Origin of the sequence: Rhodanobacter sp. FDAARGOS 1247, from assembly GCF_016889805.1 — a bacterium.
GTDB lineage: Bacteria > Pseudomonadota > Gammaproteobacteria > Xanthomonadales > Rhodanobacteraceae > Rhodanobacter.
The window spans coordinates 3354723-3368339 of sequence record NZ_CP069535.1; the positions used below are offsets into that span (position 1 = coordinate 3354723).

The following is a 13617-nucleotide window of genomic DNA, read 5'->3' on the forward strand; positions in this document are numbered from 1 at the left end:
CGTTCAATGTGCCGTGCCAAAACCGGCGAAGTATTTCTTGAACGCCCCGATCTCCATCGCGAACACGCCGTCGTTGTCCTTCAGCGTGATCGGTCGCCACCAGCTCACGTCGTACATGGAAATCGTGGCGTCCAGCACGCTGCTGGTCGCCTCGGTGCTGCCCCAGGGATTGCGCAGCACGATCCAGCGCCGGCAGTCGCGATAGGCCCAGCCCAGCACCGTGTAGCAGTGCGAGCCGACGATGTGCGCGCTGGAATAATCCACGTGGTCGGGCGCGGCATCGCCGGTCGAGTAGGTCCATGCCGTCATCGGATTGAAGGTGCGGTACGACAGGCAGTTGGAGCGCAGCAGATGCCACAGGTCGTCGGCACTGCGGCTGGCCGTATCGTAGTAGTGGCGCGCGCCGCCATTGAGCTGGGCAGTGGCCCACACGCAGTCGCCCCAGGCTGTCTGCGTGATGTCGGGCATGTCGCTGGAGGTCCCCGTCTTCAGCTTGGCGTAGGCCTTCTCGTAGACGGCCGGCCATGACTCGCCCGCTTCCCTGGAGCGGCAGTAGATCGGGTAGCCGGACGCGGTCAGCGGCACCGCCTCGGTGACCTCGATCGACTTGTCCAGCGCACCGCCCGAGTCGGGCTTGCAGAAGTTGATCTGGTCATTGAACTGGGTCTGGCTGGTTCCGGTTGCCCGGGTCAGGTGCGCAATCCGGAACGGCGTTGCCCAGGCGATCGCCGAGAGCGCCGCGATGTAATAGCAGTTGGCCACGGCGCCCTGGACGGGGTCGAAGAACTCGGCGGTCTCGTGGAAGAACTCGCCCGAGGTGGCCCAATGTGCACCCGGTGGCGTCCAGCCCTGGATCGCGTTGAGCACGATCTTCGGATCGAAGGTGATCGAACGGACGATGTCCGCCGACAGGGAGCGACCCAACACCAGCGCGCGCACGGCCGGTGGCAGGCTCAGCGAAACGCGCAGGCGCGAATAGCGTGACAGGTCGCCGCACAGGATCGGCCAGTTGAGGATGGACTTGAGCTCGGGCACCCGCGCCATCTCGGCCAGCGTCGTGTACCGGTCGAGGCTGGCCAGCCCGCCCGCCTCGGCGTCGTTGCCGTCTCGGGGCAGCTGCACATCCAGCAGCGGTGAGCGCTCGCGCACCAGGTTGAGCTGCTTGTCCAGGGCCAGGCCCACGTAGAGCGGACCGCCGTACTTGGGATCGAACAGCTCCTCGTACGGCGTGGCCAGCACCTGCTCCAGCACGCTGGCGGGGTCGGGTATGGCATTCCATGGAATCGGCTGGCCGGAAACCAGGTCGGCCAGCGCATACGGATTGATCACCGCGCAGTTCTGGCCCTGCGCTCCCGTCGACGCGGTTGCCCGTGATGCGACGTCTTTCGCGGCCGACGGTTTCGGCGCCGACGATTTCGGGCTCGATGTTTTCGCTGTGGAAGTTCTCGACGTGGCCATGTCCCTCTCCTTTCAGTGGTTGTCGACGCATCCGCGTCGCGATTCATTCGCTTGCCGCATCTCGGTGGCCGACCGGCTCACCGGGAACCGGCGGATTACGGGTGCACGACGCCACGCTCGGCGAGCGCAAAGGCGATCAGTCGGCTGTCGTCGATACCCAGGCGCTGGTAGCCGTCGGTGGCCTTGCCATAGACCCGCAGCGATCCGGCAAAGGCCGCATTGACGCAACTGCCGACCAGGCTCGTGGGCGTGAAGTCCCGCTGGTAGTAGCCGGCCACCTTCACGTAGGGCGCGGAGACCGTCGCCGCGCTGGATGCCGCCACCTCGACGTATGGCGCCAGCGTGGAGGCCTCCGGCAGCACGTGCGATCCACGCGTGACGTCGAAGTCGAACACCGCATGCTGGTTGGGATGCGCCGCGAGATAGCGCAGGCGCACCAGGTCACCGGGGTGATAGCGCAGGAAGCCGCAGTCGTCGCTGGCCGACACGCCGCCGATACTCGGCTGCGGCAGATCCGCCTGCACCCGGTTGTTGTCCACATGCACGCGCATGACATAGGCGCCTCCGGCTTCCTCGGCGGCCGTGGACAGGCGGGTCGTGGTGCCGTCGGCATTGCGCGCCAGGAAGCGGAAGCTGCCCGCGCCCGGCATCACCTGATGGCCGGCGGGATCGAACACCTCGATCTTCACTTCGAAGACACCGGCATCGTCGGTGAGGTTGTCCGGGGACAGCGGCGGCGCGGCCAGCATCGTGTTCCAGCCCGCCCCCACCTCGCCCAGGTTGCCCTGGGTCCATTCGCGCACCAGCACGGTGGCCGGATCGGTGCCGCGCGCCGGCGGCGTCTGCGGCTTGAACTCGAACAGGCCGCTGTGACTGCCCACCGTCACCGGACCGACGGGATAGCTTTCGTAGGTCGGCAGCCGGTCCGAATATTCCATCCGGTAGCCGCGCGCCAGCGGTGCGCTGATCGGCGTCCAGCTCGGGTCGTCCGCACCGGTATTGGGCGAGGCACCGAGGTGCCGCCACGAATAGCGGTAGTACCTGATCCCGCTGGACGGAATGAAGTACGAGTCGTCGTGGATGAAGTTCAGCGTGCCGCCGAACGGAGCGTTGTAGAGCCAGCCCAGCGAGGTCCCGGTCTGGTAGTCGAGCATGCCGTCGGGCCGCACCCATCCGGCCGGCGCCGCCGGCGCGCCGGGCGGAATGCCCCAGATCGGCGCGTTGGCGATCGCGTACGGCAGCATGAACAGGGTGACCCCGGGCGGAACGTCGTACGGCGGTTCCTCGCAGGCCACGGCGCCCGGCAGGTTGATCACGACTTCCGAGCCGCAGGGATAATTCCAGTGCGTGCCGCAACCGATCGAGGGGCGGTACACCGTGGTCCAGACACCGCCCTGGAACTGCTCGACCCAGAAGTACAGGTCCGGCTGGTCGGCGCAGTCGTGGAAAATCAGCGCCGCAAAGCGCCCGTCGCTGTCGGCATCGATCGTGGTCAGCGCATCGACCCGGAAGTAGCCCCACAGATAGGTGAGATCGCACAGGTGGATGGCGATGATGCTGGCCAGCCCGAGCAGCTGACTACGGGCCTGCCCGGCCGACTGTGCTGTGGTCAGCGCCGCCGCGTGCAGGGCCAGGGTCTCCGCGCCGGTCGAAGCCGGCGCCTGCGGCAGCGGCGATTGCGCGGCGGCGGGCCGTGCGGCACTGCGCGTCATGATCGGCCCGGCCAGCGGACCGGGATCGGGGATCGGCGGAAACGGCAGCGGCCGCAACTGCAGCTTGTGCAGCAGGTCGTCGCGCAGGCGCAGGATGTCCAGGTCGGGCAGCTTCTCGATCACCAGCCGGATGCGATCGACCTCGCAGACATGCACGCGGGCATGACAGACCGGCAATTCCCTGGCGCTGCCATCGGGGAGGTTGAAGCGCTTGACCAGCCGGCCCCGCACGTAGCACAGGCACCAGTGCGGAAAGACGTAGGTCGGCAGCTTCAGCTGCAGCACCGGCTTGTCCAGCAGCAGGCGGGTGGATTTTGCGTAACCGCCCATCCGCTTCAGGGCCGCCGCGGTCGGTAGCGGCTGGCCTTTCTCCGTGGGTGGACCGAGGATCAGCTCGACCATCTGGCCGTCCATTTCGGCGGGCACCTCGATCACGGCAGCGCCGTCCTTCAACGGCGCCTGACCCAGCGCGGCTCCCTGGCGATTGAAGGCATAGGCCTGCAGTGCCGGCACTTCGCCCTGGTCGCTGAATTCGACCTTGATCTGCAGGCGGGCGGACTTTTCGGATTTCATGGCAAGACTCCTGAATTGAGGGGTGCGGCTTGATGGTCGAGATCCGCGGCGAACCACCACTCCGGCACGCACGCCCGGCTGCCACGCAAGCGGATGCCGGCGGAGTGCCTGTTGCGACTGGGGTGGTTGTCCGTTGCGACAGAGGGCGTTCGAAGCTGGCCCGAAGAACCGTTCGTGATTACGTGGTGCCGCTTTCGGCAACCGGACAGCAGCGGTATTCCTGCGCCTTGTCCAGCAACTCGATCTGCCGCTTGAGCAACTGGTTCTGCAGGTCGAGCCGGACGATTTCGAGCTGGGTCTTCTTCTGCAGCTCGGGCTCGCAGATGTTGCAGTCGTCGAAACAGCCCTTGACGATGACGCCGGCGGTCGGCAACGAGGTGTCACGCGTGTACTCGAACTGCGTGCGCGCATCGGCGGCAAACCCGCCGGTCTTGGGATCGAGCAGCTTGCGTTCGACCAGTTGCTTGTCCACCTCGGCCAGCGCGGCCTTGCGCACATCGTCCGGCAAGGGGGTCTGCACATTCACCGGCACCGAAAGTGCCGCCAGGTTGAAGCGCGACTGCAGTGTCGCCGGGGCAGCACCGGCCTGCGCGTGCAACGCCTCGCTTTGCAGCCCGCGGCTCTCGATATCGAGTCGCTTGGCATTCATCGCCGGCACTTCCTGCGGCATCACCGCCACCGCACCCTTGGCGCGGATGGGGTTGGCCAGCAACGGCGCCGGCGCCACCGGATCGAGCACCCGACGTTCGATCGCCACCAGCTCGAACGACAGCGTCTCGATCTTGTTGATGCGGTAGAACAGGAAGGTCAGCGCGTGGCAGGCATTGGGATTGGCGAACTCGCGCGACGAGGCCTCGTACTGGTCTTCCGTCTCGCCCTGCTGATGGGCGCGCGTGGACACCTCGCCCACGGACATCGAGTGCGCCTTGCGCGTGGATTCCACCGACAGGTTGTCGGCCATGCGGGCCTGCGCCGAATGCTGCTGGAGATATTCGAAGGTCGATTCGGCGTTGTGGCTGCCGTGGGCGTTGGCATCGGCGCTGGCAGACATGAATCCGATCGAGCCGCTGGCGTCGCCGTGGAAATCCCATGAGCCCTGGTCGGTGTTGCGCGTCGAACCGTTGTCCTGGCTGTTCTGGTCCGACATGAACGAGCGCAGCGAAGACATGCGGTATTGCTCCTCCGACATCTGCTCGCTGCGGTAGCTGAGATTCGACTCGCTGTCGAAGCTGAAGCGACTGCGCCGGTCGGTGGTGGCCAGCCTTACCTTCTCGCCCGGGAGCAAGGTGGTGGTGTAGACGACGTCGCCCAGGGCCATGGGCCCGGAACAGCGCTTGAAGCGCGTATGCAGGATGACTTCGACATTGACCTGCTGGCCGCTGCGCGTGCGTATCGTGGTGGGAAACAGCAGGCGGCGACGCATGTCCATCACGTCGCACACCGGCTGGGTGTCGAGGTTCGGGCAGCAGGGAATGTCCTTGTACTTGGTCAACGGGGTGGCGGGGGTGGCCATGACGATCTCCTTTCGTTCCGGATGGCGGGTTCGCGTCGGAACGCAGGCTGTTTCGCCGCCGGTTCCGTGCTCGAGGGGAACCTACGCAACGAACATGCCAATGGCAGGAGGTCGCCAGACGGGCTGCCGCAACGGATCGGAACCGTCGTGCCGGGACGGCCGGGTCAGGACAAACCCGTTTCGACAACGCACCCGGGGAAAACTTGACCCGGGCAGGAACGCGACGGAGCGCGCCATGCGCGCCGCTCAGTCGGGGCGAAACTGCCTGGTCTCGATGCCGTTCTTCAACAGCAGCTTGCCGAGCTGGCGGCGCTCGGTGCCGGACAGGCGGGCAGCGGCGCTGATGTTGCCGCAGGCCTGCTGCATCAGCCGGGTGAGGTAGTCGAGTTCGAACTGGCGGATGGCATGCAGCTTGGCCGCGGCGAATGCCAGGTCCGGTTCATGCGCACGCCGGCGCGGGGCCGCCGCGATCCCCGCGAACGCCGGTTCGACCGCGCGCAACTGGGCCAGTCCGATGACCGCTTCTTCGCTGCCCATGTAGGCGCGCAGCGCCATGTGGTCCAGTTCGCGCACATTGCCCGGCCACGCGTGCGCCATCATCGCCTCGATGGCGTCGTCGCCCCAGCGCCTGGCCGGGCCCTGCAGCCGCCGCGCCACGGCGTCAAGGAAATGCCGGGCCAGCATGGCCACATCGTCGCCGCGCTCGCGCAGGGGAGGCAGCCGCAGGTACAGCGCGTTCAGCCGGTAATGCAGGTCGCGGCGGAAGCGTCCGGCTGCCACCTGCCGTTCCAGGCTGGCGTTGGTCGCGGCGATGATGCGGGCATCGGAGACGCGCGCCGCGCCACCGCCGACCGGCCGGTATTCGTTGTCCTGCAGGAAGCGCAGCAGGGTCACCTGGCCCTTGTCCGACAGCGCGTCGACCTCGTCCAGGAACAGGGTGCCGCCACGCGCGTGATCGACCAGCCCGGGCTGGGCCTGCTTGGCGTCGGTGAAAGCGCCGCGACCATGCCCGAACAGTTCGTTCTCGATCAGGCTGTCGGGGATCGCGCCGCAGTTGACCGGCACGAAGGGATGGTCGCGGCGGGCGCTGGCATAGTGGATTTCGCGGGCCGCCAGCTCCTTGCCGGTGCCGGTCTCGCCCTCGATCAACACCTGCACGTCGCAGCCGGCGTAGCGCTGCAGCTGCGCCCGCACGGCCTGGATAGCCCTGGATTGGCCGAGCATCACCGGCATCACCCGCCCCCGCATTCACCAAAAAGAACCCTGGCACGCCATCCCGGCATGCCGCGAAATCCCCCTGGTATCCATCATGGTCCGGCCCTGGCCCACGACCAGCGGCGACGATGCGGCAAGCGCGCCGTCGCCGCTGCCGTCCCGGGAGGCCGTTGTCTGTAGTACCTGCGCCCTGGACGCTGTAGTACATCGCCTTGTTCCGGGCTGGCCGCCGGCAAACCGCCGCCGTCCTTGCCGCGTCCGGTGTTCAGCGCGGCGGGCGTCAGCTCCGATCGCGCCCACGCAGGACCCGCAGCCGCTTGGCCGACAGCAGCGCCAGCGCCAGCAGGGTCACCACCACCGACGCCCAGCGCAGATGTGCCTCGTGCAGGGCAAGCGCGCCGAAAATCAGCGCCCCCGCGAACAGTTCCAGCAACCACTGGCGTGCCTTTTGCCGGGGCAGATCGGGCGCCAGCCGGGCGAAGAATGCGACATGCAGCCACAGCACCGCCATGCAGGCGTAGGTAGCGCCCAGCGCTATCCCGTAAACCAGCAGGCCCTGGCCCTGCTGAAAGCCCTCGAACACGAAGCGGATCACCACCGGCATCAGGGCCACCAGGCTGAGCAGCAGCAGGTTGATCGCGGTGCCCACCGGGTCGATGTCGCGCAGATGGGCCACGATGCGCCGATGGAAGGCCCACACCGTGCCGATCAGGAAGAAGCTCAGGAAATAGATCAGCAGGGGCGTCGCCCAGACCTCCCACAGCGTTTTCCCCGGCACCGCCTCCGGCTTGATCTCGATCGCCGACAGCGTGATGGCGATGGCGAATACGCCATCGGAAAGCATGACCAGTCGATCCAGGTGACGCTGGCCGACGTGATGATCCGAAACCGCCTGCGTGACGCGATGATCCATCTTCTCCCTCCCCTTCGTTCGCCTGTGGCCGAATGCCGCATGATGCCGCAGATCGCGGCGCGGGTCTGCGACAGGCGGGCGGCGGATCGCGTATCCTTGGCAGCTACGTCGCCGCGCTCATTCCGGCGCTCGCAAGGCACCGTGGCCACACTGCCGCCCTCCCCGCGAGTCCCCACTCCGCCCCGCCGGAGGACCCGGCGCGCGGCTCCCCGAACCAGCGACAACGCGAGACAACCGACATGGTGGCAATGGCAACCGAGCACGTGATCGACGTGCAGCACTGGAACGACAGCCTGTTCTCGTTCCGCACCACGCGCGATCCCGGCTTCCGCTTCGACAGCGGCCAGTTCGTGATGATCGGCCTGGAAACGGACGGGCGTCCGCTGATGCGCGCGTACTCGATCGCCAGCGCCAGCTGGGAGGAACACCTGGAGTTCTTCTCGATCAAGGTCGCCGACGGCCCGCTCACCTCGCGCCTGCAGCACCTGAAGCCCGGCGATCCGCTGATCGTCACGCGCAAGCCCACCGGCACCCTGGTGCTGACCGACCTCAAGCCCGGGAAGAACCTGTACCTGCTCGGCACCGGCACCGGGCTGGCCCCGTTCATGAGCATCATCCGCGATCCGGACACCTACGAGCGCTTCGACCGGATCGTGCTGGCCCACGGCGTGCGCCGGATCGAGGACCTTGCCTACGCGCACTATCTCGAACACGAGCTGCCACAGCACGAATACCTGGGCGAGCTGGTGCGCGAGAAGCTGATCTACTACCCCACCGTGACCCGCGAGCCGTTCCGTCACCGCGGCCGCATCACCGACGCGGTCGTCGACGGCGTGATGAGCGCGGCGGTCGGCCTGCCGCCACTGAACCCGGCCACCGACCGCGTGATGCTGTGCGGCAGTCCGGCGATGCTGGACGACCTGTGCGCCCTGCTCGACGGCCGCGGCTTCCAGGCCTCGCCACGCACCCGCGCGCCGGGCGACTACGTGATCGAGCGGGCCTTCGTGGAGAAGTAGCCGAGCGAGGAGCGAGTGGAGAGGAGTGAGAAATTAGAGAAGAGCATCCGCGCACCCGCTCTCTCTCACTTCTCACTCCTCTCCACTCACTTCTGCTCCAATGCGATCTGCGCCCGCGGAAGGCCACCCATGCTCGACATCGCCCTCTACATCCTTGCCGCCCTGCTGATCGTCGGCGGCCTCGCCGGGTCGGTGCTGCCGGCGCTGCCGGGCATCCCGATGGTTTTCGGCGGGATCTGGCTGGTCGCCGCCGTGGACGATTACCGGCACCTGGGCCTGTGGTGGCTGCTGATCATCGGGGCGCTGGGCACGATCGGCATCATCGTCGACTTCGTTGCCGGCACGCTGGGCGCCAAACGGGTCGGCGCCAGCCACCGCGCGTTGTGGGGCGCCACCATCGGCACCTTTGTCGGCATGTTCTTCGGCATCCCGGGCCTGCTGCTCGGGCCGTTCGCGGGCACGCTGGTCGGCGAGCTTGCCTCCGGCACCAGCGTGCTGCGTTCGGCGCACGTGGGCGCGGCGACGTGGCTCGGATTGTTGCTGGGCACCTTGTTCAAGCTGGTGCTGTCATTCCTGATGGTGGGCCTGTTCGGCCTGGCGATGCTGTTCGGCTGAAACGTCAGCGATGTTTCGCGGCGGCGGTTTTCTGCAGCCAGCCGGAAAGCTGCACCGTGTCGCGGCTGAGCGCAGCGGGCAGCACGATGTAGTGGCGACTGGGCGGCGCTCCAGGCCTGGCCACCAGTCGCGAAGCGCCGGCCAGTCGCAGCAGCGCCGGCTGGTCGGCAGGCGCCAGTTTCAGGGCCATGCCGTCCACGCCCAGCCAGGCACAGGGTTTTTCATCGAGCCAGGCCATCAGCCCGCCGAACATCGGCTTGAAGCGCAGGTCGTGCGGCCTGCCCAGATGGGCTGCCGCGTCTTCGAGTTCGCGGCGCAGGGCTTCGAGCGCAGTCGGCACGCTCACCCCGGCGCGTCGGGAATCACGTACAGCAACACGGCAAGGAAATGCAGCACGCTACCGGCCAGCACGAACACATGCCACAGCGCGTGGTGATACGGCAGTCGTCGCCACAGGTAGAACGGCACGCCCAGCGTATAGGCCAGGCCGCCGGCCAGCAGTAGCGCGGTGCCGCCACCCTGCAGGTGCTTGCTGAGCGGCTCGAACGCGATCATGCCGATCCAGCCCATGCCCACGTAAAGCAGCACGGCCAGCTTGTGGTAGCGCTTGAGCAGGCCGAGCTCGAGCGCGCTGCCCGCCAGCGCCAGCGTCCACACCGCGGCAAACAGGCTCCAGCCCCACACGCCGGGCAGCGCGATCAGGGTGAACGGAGTGTAGGTGCCGGCGATCAGCACATAGATCGCGATGTGATCGAGCGCGCGCAGGGTCGGTTTGGCGGCGATCGACGGGATCGAGTGATACAGCGTGGAGGCGGTGTAGAGCAGCACCAGCGAGGTGCCGAACACGGCGCAGGCCACCACCGTCAGCGCATTGCCATGCAGCGCCGCGAAGGCCACCAGGGTTGCCAGCCCGGCGATGCTCAGCACGATGCCCAGGCCGTGGATGATGCTGCTGGCAAGTTCGTCGCCGAAGCTGTAACTCGGCATGGCGGTGCCGGACAAGGCGGTCATGGGGTTTCTCCGGGGACGCGGGGCGCGCGGCTCTACCTTACCCGCGCGCCCGGCTCGTGCATACCATGGCGCATGGTCGCGCCGTCACATTATTCGATGATGAAGGCACCGAAGGCCACGCCCAGGTTCCAGCCTTCGCCCTTGCCGCTGAGCGCCAGCGAGACGCTGCCCTTGGTCAGCACCTGCGCGGCGGCGGATTTCGACGCGCCCGCATGCGCCTCGGCATCGGCATAGCTGCCCAGCACGTCGCGAACACCGGTCACGCCGCTGAACTTGCCGATGCCGTTGCTGATCTTCGTCTTGCCGAACGTCAGGCCACCGCCCTTGGCCCGCAGCTTCACGTTGAGGCTCTGGCCGTTGCTGCAGCGAACCGTGCCGGTGCCCTTGGCGGTCTTGTAGAACACCGACCAGCCGGACAGCTGGAAGGTCATCTTGCAGGAGATGTCGCCCGCCCGCGCCGGCGTACCCAGCATCAGTCCGCCGCACGCCAGCGCGACCACGCCCGCCCATTTGATCAGGTTCATCCTGTTGCCTCGTCGCCTGCCGGCCGGTTGCCGTTGCCTGATTGTTGCAGGACAGCTGCGCGCTTCGCGAGCACCGGTGACTGCACGGCAACGCAGACTGATGGTCGGGTGCGCACCCGCAGAAAAAATCCCCGGCGGACGACCGCACCCGACAAACCCGCATTTGGCCATCCAGACGTCCTGTTGCGCAAGTGCGGTTTGGGGGCATAGGCTCGGGTCGCGGCAGCACGATCCCCCTGCTCACGCAGCGTGACCGCCGCAACATCCCCACCGATGTCAGGAGGTTGACCATGTCTCCCGCAAGCCTGGCTGTTGCTCACCGTACCCATCCCGACCCCGCGCGCATCGCGGCCATCAGCGCCGCCATCGCACTCAACCTGGCGGTGATCATGATCGCGACGAGGCCTTCGGGCCCGGCGTTCTTCCACGCCATCCAGCGGCTCAACCCGATACCCACGATCAGCTTCATCCCGCCACCGGAGCCGGTGATACCGCCACCACCGGTCGAGGTGCTGCCGCTGCCGCATCCACCCGTCGCGCCACCGGTGGTCCACCACCAGACACCGATCAGCCCGCCGGTGGCGGCACCCGTCGCCGAGGGCAACGTCCCGGTGGCGCCGGTCACCACGCCCACCCTGCTGCCGGCGGGCACGACCACCGGCCCCGCGGTGGACGCCGCACCGGTCGAAGCGAGCCTGGCCTATCGTTCGGCTCCGCTGCACTTCCCCACCCGCGCGCTGCAGCAACGCATGCACGGCACCGTGCTGTTGCGCGTGCTGGTGGATGAAACCGGCAAACCCGTCCAGGTGACGGTGGAGCGTGGCAGCGGTTACCTGCTGCTGGATCGCAGCGCCATCCAGCAGGTGCTGGACGGCTGGCGCTTCCAGCCTGCCATGGTCGACGGGCGGGCGGTGCGCGCGCTGGCGCGTGTGCCAGTGACGTTCAATCTGCGCGAATGAGGGGTCGCCACGACACGGCGCCCGGGCCGTTCCGGCGGCACACCGGGCGCCGTTGTCGTGGCTGTCCCGTTCAACAACCTGTTAACGATGCGCATGATCCACTTGCGGCCATTCACCCTGCCAGGTTCCACGCATGGGCACGCATCGACACATCCTGAAAACCCTGCGCAGCATCGCGCTCGAACACGCCGGCTCCGCCCACCCCGACCTTGCCTCGATGGCCCGCGAACTGGGCCGCGTGGTGCACCAGGACGCCTCGTCCATGGCCACCCGGCTGGCCTCGCTGCGCCGGCGGCAGCGCGGCTTCGAGCAGATCCTGCTGAGCCGGCGCAACAAGCCGCCACTGAGCCTGTGGATCGTCGCCTGGCCGGCGAACCACGTTTCCCCGCTGCGCGAGCATGGCGTGTGGGGTCTGGAGATGGCCCTGGTCGGCGCGCTGGAAGTGCAGTCCTGCCAGCGCGACGCCGCATCGAACGAACTGACGGTGCTGGATCGCCAATGGCTTGGCCCGGGTGACGGCGCCTGGTTCGACGGTGAGGTCCACCAGCTGCGTCGCTGCCGCAACCTGTCGCGCTACGAGACGGCCCTGTCGCTGCACGTCTACGGCGATGACATGGCCGACTACGCCACGCCCGGGCGGAGCGGGCCTGCCGCGGCGCAACTGAAGGTCGCACCACGCCACATCACCGCCAGCCGCCTGCACGGCTGATCTGGAACCCGACGAAAGAAGCGCCATGTTTCGACGCCTTGCCCTCATCGGCGGTGGTGCCGCGTCCGCCAGTTTGCTCAGCGAACTGCTGGAACGCGACACCACGCCACCGCTGCAACTGGACTGGTTCACCGGTGGTGGCCGCCCCGCGCGCGGCGTGGCCTATGCCACCACCTCCGAGCACCACCTGCTGAACGTGCGGGCGGCGTCGATGAGCATGTTCGCCGGCAAGCCGCGCGGCTTCCTCGACTTCGTGCAGCGCAGCGATCCGGCCGTCAACGGCACCGACTTCCTGCCGCGCCGGCTTTACGGCGACTACCTCGAGGCCGAGGTGGCGCGGGCGCTGAAGCAGGGCCAGGCGCGCGGCCATCACGTCAACCTGATTCCCTTCGCGGTGGACGCGCTGGTGCCGGAAACCGACGGCGTCACCGTGATCCATGGCGAGGAAAGCCATCGCGTCGACGCGGCCGTGCTGGCGCTCGGTGCGCTACCGCCACAGCCGCTGGGCGTGGTGGGCGAAGCGGCGCTGGCCAGCAGCCGCTACATCGTCGATCCGTGGCGCCTGCTGGCCGACGTCGACCACACGCAGCCACCGCCGCGCAAGGTGGTGCTGGTGGGACTGGGGCTGACCGCCGTCGATGTCGTGCTGGAACTGTCCGCGCGCTGGCCGCAGGCCGGGTTCGTCGGCCTGTCCCGTCACGGCCGCTTTCCCGAGGTGCACCTGCACAACGCGGCATTGCCCGTCGACGACGGCGCCGGGCTGGTCGAGGCGATGCGCGATGCGCCCGAAATCCGCCAGTGGACACGCCTGCTGCGCGAAGCCATCGGCCAGCCCGGCATCGAATGGCGGGCCGTGGTGGACAGCCTGCGCCCGCACCTGTCCGGCCTGTGGGGCGAACTTCCGCTGGAGCAGCGTTCGCGTTTCATGCGGCACGCACGCTGGGCGTGGGAGCGCGCGCGCCATCGCATGGCGCCGGCAGTCCACGACGCGGTTGATGCCCTGGAGCGCAGCGGCCGGCTGCAACGCCGATGCGGGCGGCTGCACGCGGTGGAGGCCGATGGTGCCTCACTGCGATTGACCATGGCCCACGCCGGCGTCGTCGAGACGCTGGATGCCGACCTGGTGATCCAGACGGTCGGGCTGGACACGGACCTGCGTCGCAGCGACCATCGACTGATCAGCCAGTTGCTCACCAACGCACACATCGAGGCCGATCCGCTGGGCCTGGGCGTGATCGCCGACCGCAACGGCCGCCTGCAGCACGGAGACCGGCATTGGCCCCACCTGTTCGCCATCGGCAGCCTGTTGCGCGGCACCCTGTGGGAGTCCACCGCGATGCCGGAAATCCGCCAGCAGGCACGCCACCTGGCCGACCAGTTGCTGGACGGCTGAGCCACG

The 13617-nt window shown here is 67.9% G+C and carries 13 protein-coding genes; 5 read left to right on the forward strand and 8 right to left on the reverse strand.

From position 1 onward, the window contains the following. Positions 1-3: 3 nt before the first annotated feature. The 5 genes from I6J77_RS15240 to I6J77_RS15260 form a co-directional block, all read right to left on the reverse strand. Positions 4-1329: a C2 family cysteine protease gene (locus I6J77_RS15240; protein WP_204109663.1), complete on the reverse strand. Its 1326-nt coding sequence runs from the start codon at positions 1327-1329 to the stop codon at positions 4-6. A gap of 224 nt (positions 1330-1553) precedes the next feature. Beyond that, positions 1554-3743, reverse strand: coding sequence for a hypothetical protein (locus I6J77_RS15245; RefSeq protein ID WP_204109664.1), 2190 nt, complete (start codon positions 3741-3743; stop codon positions 1554-1556). A 178-nt stretch (positions 3744-3921) separates the two neighbouring features. Beyond that, on the reverse strand, positions 3922-5256 hold the full coding sequence (locus I6J77_RS15250; protein WP_204109665.1) for a hypothetical protein: 1335 nt from the start codon (positions 5254-5256) through the stop codon (positions 3922-3924). Between the two features lie 246 nt (positions 5257-5502). Next, positions 5503-6480 carry a sigma 54-interacting transcriptional regulator gene (locus I6J77_RS15255; protein WP_239309038.1) on the reverse strand — a complete coding sequence of 326 codons (978 nt, stop codon included), beginning with the start codon at positions 6478-6480 and terminating at the stop codon, positions 5503-5505. 271 nt (positions 6481-6751) lie between these two features. Continuing rightward, a complete protein-coding gene (locus I6J77_RS15260) occupies positions 6752-7384 on the reverse strand; it encodes a TMEM175 family protein (RefSeq protein ID WP_056766628.1) in 633 nt (210 codons plus the stop codon). A gap of 239 nt (positions 7385-7623) precedes the next feature. Between I6J77_RS15260 and I6J77_RS15265 the strand changes: the two genes are divergently transcribed. Both I6J77_RS15265 and I6J77_RS15270 read left to right on the forward strand, forming a co-directional pair. Further along, entirely contained in the window at positions 7624-8400 is a 777-nt protein-coding gene (locus I6J77_RS15265; protein ID WP_204109667.1) for a ferredoxin--NADP reductase, read from the forward strand. 129 nt (positions 8401-8529) lie between these two features. Next, positions 8530-9015 (forward strand): DUF456 domain-containing protein, encoded by a 486-nt coding sequence (locus tag I6J77_RS15270; protein ID WP_204109668.1) that lies wholly within the window; start codon positions 8530-8532, stop codon positions 9013-9015. A gap of 4 nt (positions 9016-9019) precedes the next feature. Here the strand turns inward: I6J77_RS15270 and I6J77_RS15275 are convergent, their stop codons facing one another. The 3 genes from I6J77_RS15275 to I6J77_RS15285 all read right to left on the reverse strand — a co-directional run bounded on the left by I6J77_RS15275 (position 9020) and on the right by I6J77_RS15285 (position 10499). Continuing rightward, on the reverse strand, positions 9020-9355 hold the full coding sequence (locus tag I6J77_RS15275) for a TfoX/Sxy family protein (protein WP_239309040.1): 336 nt from the start codon (positions 9353-9355) through the stop codon (positions 9020-9022). 2 nt (positions 9356-9357) lie between these two features. Beyond that, positions 9358-10026: a hemolysin III family protein gene (locus I6J77_RS15280; protein WP_204109670.1), complete on the reverse strand. Its 669-nt coding sequence runs from the start codon at positions 10024-10026 to the stop codon at positions 9358-9360. 89 nt (positions 10027-10115) lie between these two features. Then, on the reverse strand, positions 10116-10499 hold the full coding sequence (locus I6J77_RS15285; RefSeq protein ID WP_239309299.1) for a hypothetical protein: 384 nt from the start codon (positions 10497-10499) through the stop codon (positions 10116-10118). Positions 10500-10840: 341 nt separating this feature from the next. On the opposite strand from I6J77_RS15285, the gene I6J77_RS15290 reads away from it, so the two are divergent. The 3 genes from I6J77_RS15290 (at position 10841) to I6J77_RS15300 (ending at position 13611) form a co-directional block, all read left to right on the forward strand. Then, a complete protein-coding gene (locus tag I6J77_RS15290) occupies positions 10841-11509 on the forward strand; it encodes an energy transducer TonB (protein WP_204109672.1) in 669 nt (222 codons plus the stop codon). 133 nt (positions 11510-11642) lie between these two features. Continuing rightward, positions 11643-12218, forward strand: coding sequence for a cysteine dioxygenase (locus tag I6J77_RS15295; protein WP_204109673.1), 576 nt, complete (start codon positions 11643-11645; stop codon positions 12216-12218). A gap of 25 nt (positions 12219-12243) precedes the next feature. Beyond that, on the forward strand, positions 12244-13611 hold the full coding sequence (locus I6J77_RS15300) for an FAD/NAD(P)-binding protein (RefSeq protein ID WP_204109674.1): 1368 nt from the start codon (positions 12244-12246) through the stop codon (positions 13609-13611). Positions 13612-13617 lie beyond the last annotated feature (6 nt).